General features: G+C 66.2%; 20 protein-coding genes. 16 read left to right on the top strand and 4 right to left on the bottom strand.

The window, feature by feature from the left end; translation table 11 throughout:
• Positions 1–18: 18 nt before the first annotated feature.
• Positions 19–321 (bottom strand): ArsR/SmtB family transcription factor, encoded by a 303-nt coding sequence (locus AC0IYS_RS23495; RefSeq protein ID WP_471707443.1) that lies wholly within the window; start codon positions 319–321, stop codon positions 19–21.
• A 323-nt stretch (positions 322–644) separates the two neighbouring features.
• On the opposite strand from AC0IYS_RS23495, the gene AC0IYS_RS23490 reads away from it, so the two are divergent.
• Positions 645–1286 (top strand): hydrolase, encoded by a 642-nt coding sequence (locus AC0IYS_RS23490; protein ID WP_471707442.1) that lies wholly within the window; start codon positions 645–647, stop codon positions 1284–1286.
• Positions 1287–1299: 13 nt separating this feature from the next.
• Here the strand turns inward: AC0IYS_RS23490 and AC0IYS_RS23485 are convergent, their stop codons facing one another.
• Positions 1300–2268, bottom strand: coding sequence for a helix-turn-helix domain-containing protein (locus AC0IYS_RS23485; protein ID WP_471707441.1), 969 nt, complete (start codon positions 2266–2268; stop codon positions 1300–1302).
• 386 nt (positions 2269–2654) lie between these two features.
• Here AC0IYS_RS23485 and AC0IYS_RS23480 point away from each other — a divergent pair, with 386 nt between their 5' ends.
• Entirely contained in the window at positions 2655–3269 is a 615-nt protein-coding gene (locus tag AC0IYS_RS23480; protein ID WP_471707440.1) for a glutathione S-transferase family protein, read from the top strand.
• Positions 3270–3596: 327 nt separating this feature from the next.
• On the opposite strand, the gene AC0IYS_RS23475 is transcribed toward AC0IYS_RS23480, so the two are convergent.
• Complete coding sequence (locus AC0IYS_RS23475) at positions 3597–4514, bottom strand: LysR family transcriptional regulator (RefSeq protein ID WP_471707439.1); 918 nt, start codon at positions 4512–4514, stop codon at positions 3597–3599.
• 116 nt (positions 4515–4630) lie between these two features.
• Here AC0IYS_RS23475 and AC0IYS_RS23470 point away from each other — a divergent pair, with 116 nt between their 5' ends.
• The 8 genes from AC0IYS_RS23470 (at position 4631) to AC0IYS_RS23435 (ending at position 15427) form a co-directional block, all read left to right on the top strand.
• Complete coding sequence (locus tag AC0IYS_RS23470; RefSeq protein ID WP_471707438.1) at positions 4631–5509, top strand: oxidoreductase; 879 nt, start codon at positions 4631–4633, stop codon at positions 5507–5509.
• Between the two features lie 119 nt (positions 5510–5628).
• Positions 5629–7278, top strand: a complete 1650-nt coding sequence (locus AC0IYS_RS23465; RefSeq protein ID WP_471707437.1) for a sensor domain-containing diguanylate cyclase — start codon at positions 5629–5631, stop codon at positions 7276–7278.
• A gap of 214 nt (positions 7279–7492) precedes the next feature.
• A complete protein-coding gene (locus AC0IYS_RS23460) occupies positions 7493–7963 on the top strand; it encodes a rhodanese-like domain-containing protein (RefSeq protein ID WP_471707436.1) in 471 nt (156 codons plus the stop codon).
• A gap of 46 nt (positions 7964–8009) precedes the next feature.
• Positions 8010–8957, top strand: a complete 948-nt coding sequence (epsC, locus tag AC0IYS_RS23455) for a serine O-acetyltransferase EpsC (protein ID WP_471707435.1) — start codon at positions 8010–8012, stop codon at positions 8955–8957.
• A gap of 16 nt (positions 8958–8973) precedes the next feature.
• Entirely contained in the window at positions 8974–9273 is a 300-nt protein-coding gene (locus AC0IYS_RS23450; RefSeq protein WP_471707434.1) for a helix-turn-helix domain-containing protein, read from the top strand.
• 168 nt (positions 9274–9441) lie between these two features.
• Positions 9442–10374: a family 2A encapsulin nanocompartment shell protein gene (locus AC0IYS_RS23445; protein WP_090314882.1), complete on the top strand. Its 933-nt coding sequence runs from the start codon at positions 9442–9444 to the stop codon at positions 10372–10374.
• Positions 10375–10383: 9 nt separating this feature from the next.
• Positions 10384–12390 (top strand): family 2A encapsulin nanocompartment cargo protein cysteine desulfurase, encoded by a 2007-nt coding sequence (locus tag AC0IYS_RS23440; protein WP_471707433.1) that lies wholly within the window; start codon positions 10384–10386, stop codon positions 12388–12390.
• A 97-nt stretch (positions 12391–12487) separates the two neighbouring features.
• Positions 12488–15427, top strand: a complete 2940-nt coding sequence (locus AC0IYS_RS23435) for an EAL domain-containing protein (RefSeq protein ID WP_471707432.1) — start codon at positions 12488–12490, stop codon at positions 15425–15427.
• Here AC0IYS_RS23435 and AC0IYS_RS23430 read toward each other — a convergent pair whose 3' ends face one another.
• Positions 15428–16183, bottom strand: a complete 756-nt coding sequence (locus AC0IYS_RS23430) for an SDR family NAD(P)-dependent oxidoreductase (RefSeq protein ID WP_471707431.1) — start codon at positions 16181–16183, stop codon at positions 15428–15430.
• Between the two features lie 138 nt (positions 16184–16321).
• Here AC0IYS_RS23430 and AC0IYS_RS23425 point away from each other — a divergent pair, with 138 nt between their 5' ends.
• The 6 genes from AC0IYS_RS23425 (at position 16322) to AC0IYS_RS23400 (ending at position 21572) form a co-directional block, all read left to right on the top strand.
• Positions 16322–17227 carry a LysR family transcriptional regulator gene (locus AC0IYS_RS23425; RefSeq protein ID WP_471707430.1) on the top strand — a complete coding sequence of 302 codons (906 nt, stop codon included), beginning with the start codon at positions 16322–16324 and terminating at the stop codon, positions 17225–17227.
• An 81-nt stretch (positions 17228–17308) separates the two neighbouring features.
• Positions 17309–18364 carry an alpha/beta fold hydrolase gene (locus AC0IYS_RS23420; protein ID WP_471707429.1) on the top strand — a complete coding sequence of 352 codons (1056 nt, stop codon included), beginning with the start codon at positions 17309–17311 and terminating at the stop codon, positions 18362–18364.
• A gap of 120 nt (positions 18365–18484) precedes the next feature.
• Entirely contained in the window at positions 18485–19156 is a 672-nt protein-coding gene (locus AC0IYS_RS23415) for a heavy metal response regulator transcription factor (protein ID WP_471707428.1), read from the top strand.
• The gene (locus AC0IYS_RS23410; RefSeq protein ID WP_471707427.1) at positions 19153–20592 is read left to right on the top strand and encodes a heavy metal sensor histidine kinase; all 1440 of its coding nucleotides are present in this window, start codon (positions 19153–19155) and stop codon (positions 20590–20592) included. The genes AC0IYS_RS23415 and AC0IYS_RS23410 overlap by 4 nt, the downstream gene beginning before the upstream one ends.
• 87 nt (positions 20593–20679) lie before the next feature.
• Positions 20680–21162, top strand: coding sequence for a VOC family protein (locus AC0IYS_RS23405; RefSeq protein ID WP_471707426.1), 483 nt, complete (start codon positions 20680–20682; stop codon positions 21160–21162).
• A complete protein-coding gene (locus AC0IYS_RS23400; RefSeq protein WP_471707425.1) occupies positions 21159–21572 on the top strand; it encodes a YciI family protein in 414 nt (137 codons plus the stop codon). Before AC0IYS_RS23405 ends, AC0IYS_RS23400 begins: the two co-directional genes overlap by 4 nt.
• The last annotated feature ends 2 nt before the right edge of the window (positions 21573–21574 follow it).

Here is a 21574-nt window from a genome sequence, read left to right as displayed (position 1 = left end):
ATGTTGTGGCAAAAAAATTTACAGGTCTTTGCCTATCTGTTGCGCCAGTGAACGGATGGCTTGCTCGTTGCGCTTATAGTACGTCCACTGTCCTACCCGCTGGACTTCCACCAAACCTGCCCGCTGCAGTGTCGCCAGATAGTTGGAGACCGTCGATTGCGACAATCCAACTCCCTCCTGGATACTGCTGACGCAGACGCCGACCGTATGAACATCTCCTTCGTCCTGCGGTGGGAAGCTGTTTTCAGGATCCTTCAGCCGTTCCAGAATTTCAACTCGGGTGCGGTTTGAGAGTGCTTTGAATGTTTCAAGTAAGTCCATGAAGCACGGTATATCTGGATTTCGCGATATGTAAAGAAGCTCTTCAAAGGCCAGCGGACAAATGTGCTGCGGTCCGTGTTGGGGGCGTATTGAGTCGGTGGTCGCAGCACTCAACTCCAGTGTTTCAGCATGACCCTCGTCTACCCGGCGGATCCTGGCACCGGTGATGGCCCGGTGAGAAATTCAGACTGTTCTGCGCAAGACGGGTCAGTGCCAAACCCGGCCTGTCATGACAATCTCTCTCGTGGACGGAAGGCGGTACTGCCGCCCCGTCAGTCATTCCGCAACGGCGCACAAACGCCACATCCACCAAGGAGTTTTACATGCCCAAGACCGGCCTTCCCGCACTGCTTCGCCCTGAAGACAGCATAGTCGTGCTCATCGACCACCAGCCCTACCAATTCGCCAACCTGCACAGTCACGAGCCGACAATGATCGTCAATAACGTGGTCGGCCTGGCAAAGGGCGCCAAAGTGTTTGGCGTCCCGACCATCCTCACCACGGTGATCGAAGATCGCGGCGGCAACCTGATCAAGGGGCTGCAAGATGTGTTCCCCGACCAGAAGCCGATCAATCGTACCTTCATCAATACCTGGCAAGACGCCAATGTCACCGACCTCGTCAAAAAGAGCGGCCGCAAACAGCTCATCCTCGCCGCGCTGTGGACCGAGATCTGCCTGGCCATGCCCGCGATCCAGGCTTTGGGCGAGGGCTACGACGTGTTCGTCGTGACCGATGCGTCGGGCGGTGTCTCGGCCGAAGCACACGACATGGCGGTGCGCCGGCTGGTGCAGGCCGGCGCCGTGCCGATCACCTGGATGGCCGTCATCTCCGAGTGGCAACGCGACTGGGCGCGCGTGAAATCGGCCACCGAGCTCTCGCAGGTCGTGCTGGACCACGGCGGCGCCAGTGGGGTCGCGCTGGCTTGGGAAATACAGCTGCTGCAATCGGCGGCGCGGGCTTGAACGCCGAGCTTGCCTAACTGAGGCGATCCCTGCGCCAGACTGACGGGGTTGCGCCCGTCAGCTTGCGAAAAGTCCGGCCAAAATGGACTGCGTCCGCGAAGCCGGTCGCTTCGGCCACGTCTTCAAGCGAACCGCAGGTGTCGAGCAGCAGCGCCTTGGCGCGCTCGATGCGCGCTTGCAGCTGCCACTTGTAGGGTGCCAAGCCAGTCGAGGCCTTGAAGGCGCGGTGATAGTGCGACTGTGATAGTCCGGCAAGGTTTGCCAGCGTCGCCAGGTCCACCCTGGAGGGCAGGCTTGTTTCCAGGAAGCCTAGCGCATCGCTCAATTGCAATGGGGACAGTTTGGCCGGGCCCTTGACCGGGGCCGGGTTACCGCGAAACAGCCGGATCGCAATCGAGCACACGAGGGCGTCGCCGTACAGCTGCGCCGACGGATCCGGATCGCGCATCGCATCCGCCAGCAAGTTGATGAGCGCGCAGCTCCCATCGTCGGTAAAGCGCAGCCGCGGCGTGTGCGCAAGGTCGCGCGGTCCTTCGATCTGGCAGCGGTTGCCGAGTGCGTCGATATCGAAGCAAAGGTTGATGTCACGGGCATAGCGAACATCCTCGCTGAATCCCCACAGCTCCATCCCTGCGGGTGTGAAGTGCATCTGGCGCGGCTTGTAGTCGACCGGGCAGGGCACGTTGCCGCGTAGCCGCGGTTCAGAGCGGCCATTGCCGACTTCCTCCAAGAGCATGCCCAGCCGCGACTGGCCATCGTGCGCCAGTTGGTGCAGCACCCGGCCGGTGCCGATAAACTCGGTCATCACGACGGCGATGCCATTCCAGGTACGTTCGACGCTCGCCACATTGACCAAGTTTTCCGGAAGCGCGCTCTGATTTGCCATGGAAGGAACAAGGACGTGGAAGGAGACCAATTGTAAGCGCTCTGTGGCAAGGAACGCAACACGGGCTGCTGACCGACTCGGATCGCCGACGCTCATAGTGCCTATCCGCTCAACTCTGCCCGCAGAGGTCCGGTTGTCGCTAGTGGCTCGCTAGTGTGATGCGCCACCGTGCGATGCTCCACCATGCGACGCGGCGCAGGTGCCGGGGCTGTGGCCACTACAGACGCTACCGTTGCGGTCACCGGTGCCGGTGCCGCTGATGCGACGACCACAGCGCTCTGAAGGAATCGCGCGAGCGACACCCGCGACGCCTTTCTCGCTTGGATCGCCGGACGCATCGATGACATTGGCGCGGCGAACATGCTAGCGCTGAACAGATAGTAACGGATTAGAGTTCGGTTAGTCCGGTCCAGATTTCCGTACTGAACACCGCTTGTGCTATAAGTCCAGCACTAAAAACCCACAAAGCTCAAAGGAAAAACATGGCTATACGCGTCCATCATTTGAACAAAAGCCGCTCGCAGCGGATCGTTTGGTTGCTCGAGGAACTGGGACTGTCGTACGACATCGTCCGCTACCAGCGCGACGCAAAGACCAACTTCGCGCCCCCCGAGCTCAAGAAAATCCATCCGCTGGGCAAGTCGCCATTGCTGGAGGACGACGGCGAACTGATCGAAGAGTCGGGCGCGATCGTCCAGTACCTGTGCGACCGCTACGGGGAGGGACGCCTGCAGCCCGAGCCGGGATCGTCGGCCGCGCTCAAGCACCTGCAGCTGATGCATTTTGCCGAAGGCTCGGCGATGCTGCCCCTGCTGTTACGGATTTATGTCTCGCGCCTGGGCGAGGGCGGCGCCCCCCTGCACGGGCGTATCGACGAACAGGTGGCCAGCTATTTCGATTATCTCGAAAGTATCCTGCAGCCGTCGGGCTACTTCATTGGCGAAGGGCTGACCGCCGCCGATATCATGCTGAGCTTCCCGGTCATCCTGGCCACCCAGCAACCGGAAGGGCAGCGCTGGCCGAAGCTGAACGCCTTCGCCGACACCATCAAGGCCCGTCCGGCTTGGCAGCGCGCGATGGCTGCCACCGAAGGCTAGCGCCGACGAATGTCAGGCGAATGTCAGCCAAATGTCGGCCAAATGTCGGCCAAATGTCGGCCGAGTGATGCGGTGCGGCTTTAGGGCGACCAAGCGGTGCCCGCCGAATGTATGGCTGGGCACCGCCTGCCAGGATCGCACGATCGATCTGCCACGATACAGTGGATTTAATGCCACATAGACTTCAATGGCGCCGACGTTGATGCCGCTCGGAGCGATTTTCCTGCGCCAGTTCGTAGATTTCGCCCTGGATACCTTGGTTCAAGACTGGATGAAAATAAGCGCGGCACATCCGTGAAGCAAATCCAGTCACTCCCGCTACTTGCACTAGTCCTGCGCCGCATCGGGCGCCCGGATGAAATCGACAAAGGCGCGCAGCGGCGCGGGCAGGTGGCGCCGGCCCGAATAGTATAAAAACGGCCCCGGGAAATCCGCCCACCAATCCCGCAGTATCGGCTGCAACTCGCCTGAGGCCATGTACGGTTCCAGCCACTCCTCGAACAGATAGATCACGCCGTGCCCGGCCACGGCCGCGCCCACCGCCAGGTCGAACACGGTCGGCGTGACCACCAGCGGCCCGGTCGGCTCGACCGTCAGCGTCTGGCCGTCGCGCGCGAATTCCCATGGATAGATCGCCCCGCTGAGAAACTTGCCGCGCAGGCAGGCGTGTTGCAGCAGGTCGCGCGGGTGTTCGGGCACGCCGCGCCGCGCCAGATAGTCCGGCGCGGCCGCCACCGCGAAGCGCTGCACGCGCGGCCCGATGGGGATGGCGATCATGTCCTGTTCCAGCCGCTCGCCGTAGCGGATGCCGGCGTCGCAGCCGCTGGCGACGACGTCGACGAAATTATTGTCGATCACCACGTCCAGCACGATGTCCGGATAGGCGCGCATGAACCGGTTGACCAGCGGCTGCAGGAAGAAGCGCGCGGCGCTGACCGGCACGTTGAGGCGCAAGGTGCCGCGCGGACTGTCGCGCAGGTCGTTGAGCACGTCGAGGGCGCCGGCTACCTGGCTCAACGCCGGCTGCAGGCGCGCCAGCAGCAAGGCCCCGGCCTCGGTCGGGGTGACGCTGCGGGTGGTGCGCAGCAGCAGCCGGATGCCGAGCTGGTTCTCCAGCCGCCGCAGCGCCTCGCTCAGCGCCGACGCCGACTGCCCTCCGGCGCGCGCCGCCTGCCGGAAGCCGCCGTGCTGGGCCACCAACGCGAAAGTGGCCAGGTCGGCCATGGAGGGGTTTTCTGTGGTCATGATCTCGATTGTGCGGAATTTCGTACAGCCCGTGCGGCATTGCCCCCATTATCACACGGTCGTCCTGCCGTTACCATGTGTCCATGCTTTTCCACATCACACACCAGGAGATCACCATGACCCAAACGACGACCACATATTCCCCATCCGGCGACCAGTTCACCCCCGCCGGGAGCGGCGTCCGCTTCAACCGCGTCGGCTACGGCGCCATGCAACTGGCCGGCCCGCACGTGTGGGGGCCGCCGAAGGACCGCGCCGCCGCCGTTGCCGTGCTGCGCGAGGCGATCGAACTGGGCATCAACCACATCGACACCTCGGATTTCTACGGCCCGCACGTCACCAACCAGATCATCCGCGAAGCCTTGCATCCGTATCGCGACGATTTGACCATCGTCACCAAGATCGGCTTCGTGCGCGGCGCCGACCAGTCATGGCTGACGGCGGCGTCGCCGCAACAACTGCGCGACGCGGTCCACGACAACCTGCGCAACCTGCAACTGGAGGCGCTCGACGTGGTCAACTACCGCGCCCCTGGCGTGCAAGGCCCGGACGGCTCGGCCATCGGCGAGGCCATCGCGGCGATGGTGCGTCTGAAGGAGGAGGGACTGATCCGCCATATCGGCGTGAGCAACGTCACGGCCGGACAGGTGGCCGAGGCGCGCTCGATCACGGACATCGTCTGCGTGCAGAACCAGTACAACCTCGCCCATCGCGGCGATGACGCGTTGATCGATACGCTGGCGGCCGATGGCATCGCCTACGTGCCGTTCTTCCCGCTGGGCGGCTTCTCGCCGTTGCAGTCCGACGCCCTGACCAGGGCGGCCGCCGCGCTGGGCGCGCAGCCGATGCAGGTGGCGCTGGCCTGGCTGTTGCAGCGCTCGCCCAACATCCTCGTCATTCCCGGCACCTCGTCGGTGGCGCACCTGCGGGACAACGTCGCCGCCGGCGCCTTGCGCCTCGACGCCGCCACCCTGGCGACCCTGGACGCCATGTGACGCCGGCTGTGGGAAATCCGACACAAAAATTACTTTCTGGAAAGTAATTCTGTTATGATCCCACGACGAGGCCCAACCCCCGCCGCGTTTTTACCCGTTAAAAATAGCCCAAGGGAAGTATGTCGCAGTCCACCGTCAACGTGTCCGACCCCATCGCGCCGGCGCCCGCCGGCGCCGATGGCGGGGCGGGCGCGTCGAAACTGGTGCAGCTTGAAGGGAAAAAGCGGCCGATCCGGCGCGCCGCCTCGCTGTTCCTGGTTGCCATCCTGTGCGCCATCTGCGGCCTGCAGTTCGCCTACCGCAGCAACGCCCGCCAGACCCAGCTCGACGAGAGCGCCCGCGCCACCGTCAACATCGCCCGCGCGACCGCCGAGCACGCCGAGCGCACGATCGACATCGTCGGCTCGGTGCTGTTCGGCGTCGTCGAGCGCGTCGAGCGCGACGGCACCGGCCCGTCCAACTTCGCGCGCCTGCAGGCGCTGCTGCAGGCCCGCGTGGCGCAGACCAGCGGCCTGCAGGGTATCTTCGTCTACGATGAACACGGGCGCTGGGTGATCACCTCGCTCGACAAAGTCGATCCCGGCGCCAACAACGCGGACCGCCCGTATTTCCAGTACCACCGCACGCATGCCGGGCGCGGCGTCCACATCGGCACGCCGGTGCGCAGCCGCTCGTCCGGCCAATGGATACTGCCGGTGTCGCAGCGCGTCGACCACGCCGACGGCTCGTTCGCCGGCGTCGTGCTGGCCACCGTCCGCACCGACTACTTCCAGCAGTACTACAACGGCTTCGACATCGGCAAGGCCGGCGGCATCTTTATCGCGCTCGACGACGGCACCTTGATCGCGCGCCGGCCGATGCTCAACAACGTCATCGGCAGCAGCCTCAAAGGCGGCGCCGTGTTCACGCTGATCGACCAGGGCCAGGATAGCGGCACGGCGATGCGGGTGGCGCTGGTCGACAACGTCGAGCGCCTGTACAGCTACCGGCGCGTGCACGGCTATCCGCTGGTGATCGCCGCGTCGCTGTCCAAGGATGAAATCTTCGCGCAGTGGTGGACCGACACCTGGCGCCAATGCGGCGCGCTGGCGCTGCTGCTGGCCACGCTGGGCTGGCTGGGCACGCGCCTGATCCGCCAGATCAGCCTGCGCGACCATCTGGAAATCGAATTGCGCCACTCGCAAGCCGCCTTGCAGCACAGCGTCGCGCAGCTCGAGCTGCTGGCGACAACCGACCCGCTGACCGGCCTGAAGAACCGGCGCCACCTCAACGAGCGGCTCGAGAGCGAACTGGCGCGGGCGGCGCGCGACGGCTTGCCGGTGGCGCTGGTGATGCTCGACATCGACTTTTTCAAGCGCTACAACGATACCTACGGCCACCTGGCCGGCGACGCTTGCCTCAAGCTGGTCAGCGACGTCGTCGCGCGCGCCGCGCAGCGCACCGCCGACATCGCCGCGCGCTTCGGCGGCGAGGAGTTCGTGGTATTCCTGCCCAACACCGAACTGGCAGGCGCGCACGCCGTTGCCGAGGGCATTTGCGCGGCCGTGCGGGCGCTCGGACAGCCCCACCGCACCAGCGATTTCGGCGTCGTCACCATCAGCGCCGGGGTCGCCGCCTGCGTGCCGGTGCGCGGCGCCGGCTGCAGCCCGCTGATCGGCGTGGCCGACCGGGCGCTGTACGACGCCAAACACCGGGGCCGCAATCGCGTGGCCCCGCCGCTGAGAAGCGGCCACCATCCGCTGCCGCAGCCGGCCTGCGCCGACGCCTGAGCAAGCCCCCACCGATTCCCGCCACCCCGGCCGGCGCCCGCCGCGCGTCGTCCATCGACGGCATTTCCGTCGCATAGACGGTTTTCATCTTTGCGAAGTTGATTTTATTCGTTTTGTTTCACTTCGCCAAAACGTATATTTCATTCCGCAAGCCGTCTATCGCCATCAACGGCCGGCGGCTCGCCACCATTCCAAGCCATCATAAGGTCTCTCTATGTCAGTTGACGTCCTCTCGCCGGCGCTGCCTCCAGTGCTGGCATCGATCAAGGCCGATGCGGCCGCGTCCCAATTGCCGTATGCCGGCGGCGTCGCCCCGGCCGTCGCCTGGGAACTGTTTTCCACCAAGGACGTGCTGCTGGTCGACGTGCGCACCGGCGAGGAGCGCAAATTCGTCGGCCACGTGCCCGACAGCTTGCATGTGCCGTGGGCAACCGGCACCGCGCTGACGCGCAACCCGCGCTTCGCGCGCGAACTGGAAAGCAAAATCGGCGGCAAGGACAGCGTGGTCCTGCTGCTGTGCCGCAGCGGCAAACGTTCCGCGCTGGCGGCCGAGGCGGCCACGAAAGCCGGCCTTACCAACGTCTTCAACGTGCTAGAAGGTTTCGAGGGCGAGATCGACGCGCGCCAGCAGCGCGGCAAGGCCGACGGCTGGCGCTTCCACGGCTTGCCGTGGGTGCAGGACTAAACCGCGGCATTCAACCAGCACTCAACCATATCCCGACGAGGACAGCGTGGCTACTTTCGACATCACCACCATCGTGCAATCGCTGCATGAGGCGCGCCACCGCTGGCGCCAGGAGCAAAGCCGAGGCAGCGAGCCGGGCGGGCGTGAATTCCCGTCGCGGAACGCGCTGGCGGCCATCATCGACAGCCTCAAGGGCGTGCTGTTCCCGATGCGCCTCGGCCCGCCGGACCTGCGCCAGGAAAGCGAGGATTTCCACGTCGCCCACGCGCTCGATGGGGTGCTGCACGCGCTGCTCAAGCAGGTGCGGCGCGAGTTGAAATACAACGCCGGCCTGCGTGGCGAACCGTTGCGCGTGGTCGATTCCAGCGTCGAGCACGACATCGACCAGGAGGCGCTGGGCGCCGTGCGCCGCTTCGCCGCCGCGCTGCCGGCGATCCGCTCGCTGCTCGACAGCGACGTCATGGCCGCCTACCAGGGCGACCCGGCCGCGCGCAGCGTCGACGAGGTGCTGCTGTGCTACCCGGGCGTGCTGGCGATGATCCACTACCGCATCGCCCACCAGCTTTATACGCTGGGCCTGACCTTGCTCGCCCGCATCGTCTCCGAGCTGGCGCACGGCGCCACCGGCATCGACATCCACCCCGGCGCGCGCATCGGCGCCGGCTTCTTCATCGACCACGGCACGGGCGTGGTGATCGGCGAGACGGCCGTCATCGGCGCCCGCGTGCGGCTGTACCAGGCCGTCACGCTTGGCGCCAAGCGCTTCCCGACCGACGCCGACGGCAACCTGCAAAAGGGCTTGCCGCGCCATCCTGTGGTCGAGGACGACGTCGTCATCTATGCCGGCGCCACGGTGCTCGGACTGATCACGATCGGCAAGGGCGCCATCATCGGCGGCAACGTCTGGCTGACGCACGACGTGCCGCCGGGCGGGCGCATCGCCCAGGCCGAGTCGCGCGTGGGCGCCTTCGCCAACGGCATCGCGGCGGCCTGAGCGGCGCGGCGGCCCGATGAATACCCTTGTGCGCAGCTTCGGCATCGGCGTGCGGCAACTGCGCGAGGCGCAGGGATGGTCGCAGGAACAGCTGGCCGAAAACTCCAACCTGAACCGCTCGTATGTGGGCGAGATCGAGCGGGGCCGGGTGATCGCGTCGCTGCTGACGGTGGAGAAGCTGGCGCTGGCGCTCAAGCTGACGCCGTCGGCCTTGCTGACGCGCGGCGAAATGGTCAGCGACACCACCACCACCGCGTCCATCCCCCCGGGGTCAGTGCCGACATTCGGACACAAGCTCGGCAGCCGAACGGATTAGTCCGTGTCTGAATGTCGGCACCGACCCCCGAGGGGGGGCGCTGACCCCCGAGGGGGGGGCGATTGGTGGCGATAGCATGTTGAGCTGACTCATCAGTAACGCCATACTGGCCCGGTTATTTTCTGCATGACCTTATGTGTTTTTTCACCTTACTGAAATGGAGTCACGATGTCGGCAACTGTAGGCGGTACCACGGCGCTGGGCGATAACGCAGCACGGCAATTAGCGAACGCGACCAAGACCGTTCCCCAGCTCGAGACCATCAGCCCGCGCTGGCTGACGCACCTGCTGCAATGGGTGCCGGTGGAGGCGGGCATCTACCGGCTCAACAAGGTCAAGAATCCGGAAGCGATCAAAGTCACCTGCACCGCCCGCGAGCAAGAGAACCAGCTGCCGCGCACCTATGTCGACTACGAGGAAAATCCGCGCGAGTACTTCCTCAACGCCGTCTCGACCGTGCTCGACGTGCACACCCGCGTCTCCGACCTCTACAGCAGCCCGCACGACCAGATCAAGGAGCAGCTGCGCCTGACGATCGAGACCATCAAGGAAAACCAGGAAAGCGAGCTGATCAACAATCCCGACTACGGCCTGCTGGCCCAGGTGACCGACGAGCAGCGCATCTTCCCGCTGACGGGCGCGCCGACGCCGGACGACCTCGACGAGCTGCTGACCAAGGTGTGGAAGGAGCCGGCCTTCTTCCTGACCCATCCGCTGGCGATCGCCGCCTTCGGCCGCGAGGCGACCCGCCGCGGCACGCCGCCGCCGACCATCAGCCTGTTCGGCTCGCAGTTCATCACGTGGCGCGGCATTCCGCTGATCCCGTCGGACAAGGTGCCGGTGGCCGACGGCAAGAGCAAGATCCTGCTGTTGCGCGTGGGCGACAAGCGCCAGGGCGTGGTCGGGCTGTTCCAGCCGGGCCTGCCGGGCGAGCAAAGCCCGGGCCTGTCGGTGCGTTTCATGGGCATCAACAATCATGCGATATCGTCGTACCTGATCTCGCTGTACTGCTCGCTCGCGGTGCTGACCTCCGACGCGCTGGCCGTGCTCGACGACGTTGAGATCAACAAGTACCACGACTATCCCGACACTTATAAGTAAGCGCGCCACGTGAGCCTCCTTTCGCCCCCCATCTCCCTGCCGGCGGACCGCGCCGCCGGCGTTCCCGAACCGTCCGGCGCGCCGTTCGATCCGGCCGCGCTGGCGCGCCTGGCCAACGAGTTCTTTTCGGCGCCGCCGTTCGCCCGGCAATTGAGCGTGCCCGGCGTGCAGGCGCCGGCCAACATCGCGCCGCCCGGTTCGCCGCTGGTCAGCCCGGCCGGCTTCGGTCCCAGCGTGCCCGGCACGCCGATACCGCAGGGACAAATTCCCGGCACCAACCTGATTCCGGCGTCGCCGACCCAGGTGCTGTCGCTGGGTAACCGCGCGCCTGCGTTGTTGCCTGCCGCGCAGGCCGGCAACGGCGTGCCCGACAAAGCGTTCGGCGCGATTCCGGCGTACGAGCCGCGCAACGGCGGCGCCGTGCTCGGCGTTCCGGAAGGCGCCGGCAACGCCGGGCCGCCGGCCGAAGCGTCGTCGTACTATTTCCTGAGCGAGCGCTACGGCCAGCCTGGCGCCGCAACGCGGCAGGCGCCGGCGCCGTCGTCGCCTTTGCCGCAGGGCGCGCCGCCGTCGCCGCAGGGTTACACGCCATCGTTCCCGTCGCCGCAACTGTCCGCGGGGCCCTCGTTGTCGCCACCCGCCACCGGCTTGCCGGGCGCGTCCGCGCCGGCGGCGCCATCGCCATCGTCCGCGCCGCAGTATTATTTCGTCGACGCGGTGGTGCTGCCGAGCGGCTACGTCACCCCGGCCAAGCCGGCGCCGCACGCGACCGTGCCATCGGCCGGCGGCGACCGCCATCCGCCGTTCGACGTGCACGCTGTGCGGCGCGATTTTCCAATTCTTCAGGAAAAGGTCAACGGTCGCCAGCTGGTGTGGTTCGACAACGCCGCGACCACCCACAAGCCGCAGTCGGTGATCGACCGCATTGCGTATTTCTACGCGCATGAGAACTCGAACATCCACCGCGCCGCGCACGAGCTCGCCGCCCGCGCCACCGACGCCTATGAAGGCGCCCGCGAGCGGGTACGGCGTTTCCTCAACGCGCCGGACGTCAACGAAGTCATCTTCGTGCGCGGCACCACCGAGGCCATCAACCTGGTGGCCAAGAGCTGGGGCGGGCAGCACGTGGGCGAGGGCGACGAGATCATCGTCTCCAATCTCGAACACCACGCCAACATCGTGCCCTGGCAGCAGCTGGCCGCCGCCAAGGGGGCGCGGCTGCGCGTGATCCCGGTCGACGACACCGGCCAGGTGTTGCTCGACGAGTACCGCAAGCTGCTCAACGACCGCACCAAGATCGTCGCCGTCACGCAAGTGTCGAACGCGCTGGGCACGGTGACGCCGGTCAAGGAAATCGTCGAGCTTGCCAAGCGGGCCGGCGCCAGGACCCTGGTCGACGGCGCGCAGTCGGTCTCGCATATGCGCATCGACGTGCGGGACATCGGCGCCGATTTCTTCGTCTTCTCCGGCCACAAGCTGTTCGGGCCGACCGGCATCGGCGTGTTGTGGGGCAAGCGCGAAGTGCTTGAGGACATGCCGCCATGGCAGGGCGGCGGCAACATGATCGCCGATGTGACGTTCGACAAGACCGTGTTCCAGCCGATTCCCAACAAGTTCGAGGCCGGCACGGGCAACATCGCCGACGCCGTCGGGCTGGGCGCGGCGATCGATTATGTGACGCGCATCGGCATCGAAAACATCGCCCGCTACGAGCACGATCTGCTGGTCTACGGCATGCGCGAGCTGGCCGCGATCAAGGGCGTGCGCCTGATCGGCACGGCCGCCGACAAGGCCAGCGTGATGTCGTTCGTGCTGGCCGGCTACACTACGGAAGAGGTCGGTCACGCGCTCAACGACGAGGGCATCGCCGTGCGCACGGGGCACCATTGCGCGCAGCCGATCCTGCGACGTTTCGGCGTGGAGACGACGGTGCGGCCATCGTTGGCGTTCTACAACACGTTTGACGAGATCGACCGCATGATCACGGTGGTGCGAAGGCTGGCATCGGCCCGCTAACGCTGGCACGGTAGAAACGCTATCAAACGGCGCGGCGAAAATCCGGCAAAATAGATGTTCAATTTTGTCGAGCCGCGCCGATCCGGCCGGGCAGCCTATGCCGCAAACTCCCAAAGAATCGATACCGTTGCCGCACCAGGCGGCCGAGATGTTCTGCCTGATGGTGCAGGAGATCAAGGAATGCGCGATCTTCCTGATGGACACGCGCGGCGTCATCACCAGCTGGAACCGCGCGGCCGAGGTCATGAAGGGCTACCGTGCCGACGAGGCCATCGGCGAGCACCTGTCGCTGCTGTACCGAGACGAGGACAAGGCGCGCGGCTGGGCCGACCACAACCTGGGCGAGGCGGCCAAGCATGGCTTCTACAGCGAGGAAACCTGGCGCAGGAAAAAAGATGGCAGCCTGTTCTGGGCGCACATCGCGCTGACCGGCTTGCGCGACGAACACAAGCAATTGGTGGGCTTCTCCAAGGTCACGATGGACCTGACGCGCCACAAGCTGTTGGAACAGTGCCTCGACGAAAAAGAAGAAAACCGCCGCATCATGACCGCCGCCAACGCCGGCACATGGAAGTGGGAAGCCGCCAGCCGCCGCCTGGAGTTGTCCCCCGCGCTCAAGCAATTGCTCGGCTACGACGCCGCCGGCCCGGCGCCCGACCCCGGCAACTGGCGCGCCCTGGTCGATCCGCAGGACGTGCCGGCCGTGCATGACAGGTTGCGCACCCTGATGACGGCCATGCCGGGGCAGCCGCTGACCCTGGAGGTGCGGCTGTGCCGCCAGGACGGCAACTGCCGCTGGTTCTTCGTGCGGGCCGACTGGACCAGGAATAGCGAGGGCCAGGGCGAGCTGACCGGCGTCTGCGTCGACATCCACGACATGCGCCTGCTGGCCGAGGAACGCGAGCGCCTGCTCAACGAACTGCAGGTGATGCGCCAGCGCTTTCGCGCCATCATCGACCAGATGCCGTCCGGCGTGTTTGTGGCCGAGGTGCCCTCGGGCAAGCTGCTGTATCAAAACCTGAAGGCCAGGCGCATCTTCGGCGCCACGCTCGAAGAGGTCGCCACCTATCACGACTACGCCCGCACCGATGTTCGCGATCCGGACGGGCGGCGCCTGCTGGCGCATGAGTTTCCCTTGGCGGAGGCCATCATCACGGGGCAGCCGGTGCCGGCGCGCGAACTGGTGTTCCACGTACCCGGGACGGCACCGCGCTACTTCCGCGTCGGCGCCACGCCGGTGCAGGCCGAGGGCGACGAGCGCCGCATGGCCGTGGCCGTGGCCCACGACATCGACGACCTGAAGCGGATGCAGGAATCGCTGCGGGCGGAAAAGGAACGCGCCGAGGTGACCTTGCGGGCGATTAGCAACGGCGTCATCACCACCGGCCTGGACGGCCACATCGACAGCATGAACATTGCCGCCGAACGGCTGACCGGCTGGGGCCAACAGGAGGCGCGCGGCCTGCCGCTCGACCAGGTGCTGCAACTGGACGAGGAGCCGGCGGCAGAACTGGCTGCTCCGGCCGGTGCGGCCGATCCGTCGCCTGCGGCGCCGGGGTTGGACACCGTACTGCGCTGCATGCGCGAAAGCCGCCCTGTGACGTCGTCGGCGCCGGCGGTGCTGCGCTCGCGCAGCGGCAGCCGGCACACGATCGACTACGCGGCCGCGCCGCTGCAACTGCCCGACAACCGCACCGGCGGCGCCGTGCTGGTCCTCAACGACGTCACCGAGTCGCGCGGGCTGCTCAAGAACCTGAGCTACCAGGCCAGCCACGACGTGCTGACCGGGCTGGTGAACCGGCGCGAGTTCGGCGTGCGGCTCCAGCGCGCACTCGACCGCACCGGCCAGCCGGGCGCCAGCGACAGCGCGCTGCTCTATCTGGATTTGGACCAATTTAAGATTGTCAACGACACCTGCGGACACGCGGCCGGCGACGACCTGCTGCGCCAGCTGTCGGTGGCCTACGGCACCCATGTGCGCGAGCGCGACACCCTGGCGCGCATCGGCGGCGACGAGTTCGCGCTGATCGTCGAGCATTGCACGGTGGAGGAGGCCATGGTGGTGGCCAACAAGCTGCTCGACACCACCCGCAACTTCCGCTACATCTGCAACAACCAGGTGTTCCGGCTGGGCGTGAGCATCGGCCTGACGCCGCTCGACGGCGGCACCACCACGATGGAGGAAGCGTTGCGCCAGGCCGACCACGCCTGCTACGTCGCCAAGGAGAGCGGCCGCAACCGGGTGTTTCTGCAACAGCGCGGCGGCGCCGAGATCGCCCAGCGGCGCAACGACATGTATTGGGTAAAGCGGCTCGGCGACGCCTTCCGCAACGACGACCTGCAACTGTACTACCAGCCGATCCGCGCGCTTGGCGGCACCGGCAACGGCGGCCTGCACTACGAGATCCTGCTGCGCATGAAGGACGGCAGCGCCGGGCCGGTCGGCCCCACCAGCTTTCTGCCGGCGGCCGAGCGCTACGACATCATGCAGGAGGTCGACCGCTGGGTGCTGGACCGCAGCCTGGCCTGGCTGGAGAGCCATCCCGAGCACGTCGACCGCCTCGAGCTGTGCACCATCAACCTGTCGCAGCGGGCGCTGGCCGATCCGGGTTTCCAGCAGTACGCGGTCGGACGCATCCAGGCGGTGGCGGTGCCGGCCGACAAGCTGTGTTTCGAGATCACCGAGACCGGCGCCTTTGCCAACCTGCAGAATACGCTGTCGTTCGTGCTGGCCTTGCAGCAGCTGGGCTGCCGTTTCGCGCTCGATGATTTCGGCACCGGCATGGCCTCGTTCGCCTACCTGAAGCAGTTGCCGGTCAATTACGTCAAGATCGACGGTTCGTTCATCCAGATGATGACCAGCAGCACCGTGGATTTCGAGATGGTGCGCTTCACTAACGACATCAGCCACATCATGGGGCGGCGCACCATCGCCGAGTTTGTCAATGACCAGGCTACGCTGGCCAAGCTGACCGAGATCGGCGTCGACTACGCCCAGGGTTTCATGCTGGGCGAGCCGCAGCCGCTCGACGTCTGACTAGATCTGCGCCAGGCCGCCGTCGACGAACAGCTCGATGCCGTTGACGAAGCTGGCGTCGTCCGAGGCCAGGAACACGGCCGCCTTGGCGATCTCGTCGGGCTCGCCAACGCGGCCCATCGGAATCTGCGTGGCGAAGTAGTCGAGCAGGCCTTGTTGCTGGGCGGCGTCCGGCCCGGCCAGTTCCACCAGGCCCGGCGTCTTGATCGGACCGGGGCTGATGGTGTTGACGCGGATGCCGCGTCCCTTCAGGTCGAGGATCCAGTTGCGGGCGAACGAACGCACCGCCGCCTTCGACGCCGCGTAGACGCTGAACGCCTCGGTGCCGGTGCTGGCGGCGGTCGAGCCGGTCAGTATCACCGACGATCCTGCACCCAGCAGCGGCAGCGCCGCCTGCACCGTGAACAAGGTGCCTTTGACGTTGCGGTTGAAGGTGTCGTCGAAGTGTTCCTCGGTGATCTGGCCCAGCGGCAGCATCGCGCCGCCGCCGGCGTTGGCCACCAGCACATCGAGCTTGCCGTGCTCGGCCTTGACGCGCTCGAACAGCGCGGTCAACTGCGCCGGGTCAGCCGAATCGACGCGCGCGCCGATCGCGCCCGCGCCGACGGCGTCGACGGCGGCGTCCAGTTCCGGTTGGCGGCGCCCGGTGATGTAGACGCGCGCGCCCTCGGCGGCGAAACGCTTGGCGACGGCCAGGCCGATGCCGCTGGTGCCGCCGGTGACCACTGCTACTTTTCCTTCGAGTTTCTGGGACATGATGTTTTCCTTTGCGTTGGGTTGCGGCCTGAAAGACCATGGAAGCAGTGTGCGGCCGAAACACCCCCGCGATAAGACAGGCCCGACGCATATGATTTATGCTCTAATTGCATATGACGATCAGCTTGGGCTTCGGAAATGAATAAATTGTTATGGATGCGCTGTTTTGTGCGCGTGGTCGAGACGGGCAGCTTTTCAGCTGTCGCCCGCGAGCTCGACATCGGCCAGCCCAACGTCAGCCGCCACATCGCCGCGCTGGAGGCGGACCTGGGGGCCTTGCTGCTGCACCGTTCGACGCGCCAGCTGGTGGTCACGGCCGAGGGACAGCGCTATTACACGCAAGCGCGGCAGGCGCTCGACCTGATCGCCCAGGCCGAGGCGGACGTGCTGGGACAGCACAATCCGCGCGGCTTGCTGCGCGTGGCCTGCTCGCCGGCGCTGGGCACCGAAGTCATTACCCCCACCTTGCCGGCCTTTCTGGAACGCTATCCGGATATCGAACTCGAACTGCGCGTGGACGACGGTTTTGTGGATCTGGTGGCCGAAGGCGTCGACGTCGCCATCCGGGGTGGCGAGCTCAAGGACAGCGCACTGCGCGCCCGCCGCCTGGGCAACTCGGAGCGCTTGTGCGTCGCCAGCCCGCGCTACGTGGCGCGGCACGGCGTGCCGGCAACGGCGGCCGACCTGGCGCGCCACGAGTGCATCGTCTACACGCTGCTTGGCGGCAGCGGCGCGTGGCGGTTGAGAGATGGCGAGGTCCATGTGCGCGGCCGGCTGCGGGTCAACAGTCTGGATGCCGTACGGCGCGCCGCGCTCGTCGGACTCGGCATCGGCTACCTGTCGAGATGGATGGTGGACGACCACCTGCGCTCCGGCGCCCTGGTGGACGTGCTGGCCGGGCACGCCCCGACGTTCTCGCCGGTCAACGCCGTCTACTCGGCGGCGCGCCTGCTGCCGCTGCGCGCCAGCGTGTTCATCGACCACATCGCCGGGGTATTCGCGGTCACGCCAGGCTTCGACGGCGTGGCGCCAGTCTTGCCGTAAGTAACGGAACGCGCCGCTGCGGGTTTTTGTCCCATGATTGAGTCTCGTGATTGTGCTTCATTAATCTGAACGGAGATTGCTATGCGAAACATAACGATTGAACGGCGCGGCACGTCCCGGGCCGGGAGCGGCCGGCCGCGTTGGCGCGCCGCGGCCTTGGTTACCGCCGCAGCCCTTGCCGGCTCGTGGCTGGCCGTGCGCAACCGTGCCGCCAAGGCCGAGCGCGATAATCCGCCCGCGGGCCGCTTCATCGAGGTCGACGGCGTGCGCCTGCATTACATCGAACAGGGCGAGGGATCGGTGCTGCTACTGTTGCACGGCACCGTGGTGACGGCCGACGATTTCCGGGCCAATGGGCTGTTGGACCAACTGTCGCGCTCGTACCGCGTGATCGCCATCGACCGCCCCGGTTTCGGCTATAGCGAGCGGCCGCGCGACACCAGCTGGACCCCGTGCGCCCAGGCGCGGCTGATGGCCGAGGCGCTGCGCCAACTGGGTGCCGACCGCTATCTGGTGCTGGCCCACTCGTGGGGCACGATGGTAGCGCTGGAGATGGCCCTGCGGGCGCCGGACAAGGTGCTGGGCCTGTTGCTGCTGTCGGGCTACTATTATCCGAGCGCGCGGCTCGACGTGCCGCTGGCCGCGATGCCGGCCATTCCCGTGCTCGGCGACCTGATGCGCTTTACCGTGTCGCCGCTGCTGGGGCGCCTGGCCTGGCCGCTTGCTGCCAAGGGCATGTTCAGCCCGAGCGAAGTGCCCGAATCGTTCCGCCGCGAGGACCCGTGGATGCTGCTGCGTCCCGTCCAGGTGCGAGCCACCGCCGACGAGGCGTCGCTGATGGTGCAGGCGGCCGCCGCGCTGGAGCAGCGCTACGGCGAGCTGCGCCTGCCGTTACTGATCATGGCGGGCAAGAACGACCGCGTGATCGATCCCGAGAGTCATTCTGCGCGGCTGCACAAGGACGTGCCGCACAGCGAGTTGACCTTGTTGCCCGACGTCGGCCACATGATGCAGCACCTGGCGCAGAACGAGATCGTCGCCGCCGCCAAGGACTTGGCCGAACGGGCAGGCATGTCGGCGTCGGCGGGGGTAAACGGCGCCGCCCGTGGTTGGCAGGAAGCCGCGCCGCCGATGTGACCGGACAGGGCGGCGTTGCCCGTTGCCGTCCGACAGCTTTGCATGATGTATCCTTGCCAGATGGTGCAAATGACGGATTTGTAATCCAAATCCGCCTTCGAACATCGGACAATGGGCGTCATGAAAATACTGGTGGTGGAAGACGAGCCCAAAGCGGGCGATTATCTGGTCAAGGGCTTGCGCGAATCGGGCTACGTGGCGGACCTGGCGCGCAACGGCGTCGACGGCCTGGCGCTGGCGCTGGAACACGATTACGACCTGATCGTGCTGGACGTGATGCTGCCGCAAATGGACGGCTGGGCGGTGCTGGGCAAGCTGCGCGAGCGCAAGCACACGCCGGTGCTGTTCCTGACCGCGCGCGACGATGTCGCCGACCGGGTCAAGGGGCTCGAGCTGGGCGCGGACGATTACCTGGTCAAGCCGTTCGCCTTTGCCGAGCTGCTGGCGCGCATCAAGACCTTGATGCGGCGCGGACCGGTGCGCGAGGCCGACGTGGTGCGCGTGGCCGATCTGGAGATCGACGTGCTGCGCCGCCGCGTCACGCGCCAGGCCCAGCGCATCGAGCTGACGGCGAAGGAGTTCGCGCTGCTGCACCTGCTGGCCAAGCGCCAGGGCGAGGTGCTGTCGCGCACGCAGATCGCGTCGATGGTGTGGGACATGAATTTCGATTCCGACACCAACGTGGTCGATGTCGCGATCCGCCGGCTGCGCGCCAAGATCGACGATCCGTATCCGGTCAAGTTGATCCAGACGGTGCGCGGCATCGGTTATCTGGTCGAGGAGCGCGCGTGACGGTGGCAGGGACCGCGCACGGGGCGCGCAGGCCGCGTCCGCTGTCGCTGACCTTGCGGGTGGCGCTGCTGCTGTCGGCGGTGGCGGTGGCGACCTTCCTGGCCGTTGGCGCCTACCTGTACCAGACCCTGGCCAGCCAGATGGCCGAGCGCGACGATATCGAGTTGATCGGCAAGGTGGCGCAGATCCGCCGCATCCTGGCCGAGCTGCCGTCGCCGCAGGCGATCGTGCAAAATCCCCGTCCGCTGACGGAGGCCCTGTTCGGCCACGACGATTTCATGCTCAGCGTCAGGAGCCCGGACGGCATGACCTTGCTGCGCACCTCGCTGACTTCGCGGCCGCTGCCGCAGGTCGAGCGCGTGCCGCCGAAGCAGCCCCTGACCCTGGCCGACGTGCACGACTGGACCCCGGCCATGGGCACCGGCCGCATGGTCAGCGCGGTCGGGCTGGTGGGCGCGGACGGCCAGCCGGTGCAGATCACCCTGGCGCGCGAGCGCTCGGACCGGCTGCGCATCATGCGCAATTACGCGGTCGACCTGTTTGTCGCGTTGTGCGTGGGCGCCACCTTGGCGGCCCTGTTCGGCTACGCCATCGTGCGCCACAGCATGCGACGCTTGCGCTCGGTCATCGGCAAGGCCAACGACATCAACACCAGCCGCCTGAACACCCGCCTGTCGGTGGAGGACGCGCCGGTCGAGCTGCGCGAAATGGGGCAAGCCTTCAACGCCATGCTCGACCGGCTGGAGGATGGCGTGCAGCGGCTGTCCGGCTTTGCCGCCGACCTCGCGCACGACCTGCGCACGCCGGTCAACACCTTGATGATGGAGACCCAGGTGGCGCTGTCGCGTCCGCGTACGGTGCAGGAATACCAGGCGCTGCTGGCCTCCAACTTCGAGGAATACGAGCGGCTGGGGCGCATGATCGAGAACACGCTGTTCCTGGCGCGGGTCGACAACGCCCAGTTGGGCCTGCGGCGCGAATCGGTCGACCTGCGCGCCGAGCTGCAACGGCTCCACGACTATTTCGAGGTCCTGGCCGACGATGTCGGCGTGCGGCTGACGGTCGAGTCGCCGCCGCTGCGGGCCGAGGCCGATCCGATGCTGTTGCAGCGCGCGGTGGGCAACCTGGTGTCGAACGCGATCCGCCACACGCCGGCCGGGGGCGAGGTGGCCTTGTCTGCGCGCGCCACGGCCGACGGCGTGGAATTGGCGGTCAGCAACACCGGCCCCGGCATCGCCGCCGAACATTTGCCGCATATCTTCGACCGTTACTACCGGGCCGATGCGGCCCGCTCGGACCGCGCGCACTCGGCTGGGCTGGGCCTGTCCATCGTGCGCGCCATCATGGAATTGCATGGAGGTAAGATCCGGGTCGACAGCGTGCCGGGCGCCAGCACGGTTTTTTACCTGTCGTTTGAAAAAACGCAAAATAGTTAGAAAAAGCTGTCGATTCGGTTTGTGCTGCTTCGTCGTGGAGGTAGAGTGGGATGTCTCACTCGGTCCCACCACACTTAGGAGATCACCATGACTGCACAAGTAGAGCCCGTCCCCCGCGACATGCATACGGTCACCCCGCACCTGGTCTGCGACGGCGCGGCCGACGCCATCGAATTCTATAAAAAAGCCTTCAACGCCGTGGAAACGGCCCGCATGCAGACGCCGGACGGCAAGATCATGCACGCGAGCGTGCGCATCGGCGACTCCCATGTGATGCTGGTCGACGAGTTTCCCGATTACGGCAGCGTCGGCCCCAAAAAACTCAATGGCAGCCCGGTGACCCTGCACGTCTACGTGCCGAACGTGGACCAGGTGTTCGAGCAGGCGGTCGCCGCCGGCGCCACCGTGCGCATGCCGGTGGAGAACCAGTTCTGGGGCGACCGCTACGGCCAGGTCGTCGATCCGTTCGGCCACAACTGGTCGATCGCCACGCACGTCAAGGACATGTCGCCGGAAGAGATGGGCGAGGCGATGCAGGCGATGAACCCTGAATGCGGGCCACAATCATGAGATTCATGATCATCGTCAAAGCCACCGAGGACTCGGAAGCGGGCAAGATGCCAAGCACCGAATTGCTGACCGCCATGGGCAAGTTCAACGAGGAGCTGGTCAACGCCGGCGTGCTGCTGGCGGGCGAGGGCCTGCAACCGAGCGCCAAGGGCGCGCGCATCCGCTACGAGGGCACCCAGCGCACCGTCATCGACGGCCCGTTCCCGGAGACCCGCGAGCTGGTCGCCGGCTTCTGGCTGATCCAGGTCAAGTCGAAGGAGGAGGCCATCGAATGGATGAAGCGCTGTCCGAATCCGTCCGACGGCCCGTCCGAGATCGAGATCCGCCAGGTGTTCGAGCTGGAGGATTTCGGCGACGCCGCCACACCCGAGGTCGTGGCGCAGGAAGAAGCCTTGCGCGCACGCTTGTGAAG

The sequence above is a fragment of the Duganella sp. AC237 genome, from assembly GCF_979254035.1.
The sequence above is the reverse complement of the archived record's forward strand: the minus strand, read 5'-3'. Positions and strand labels throughout refer to the sequence as shown.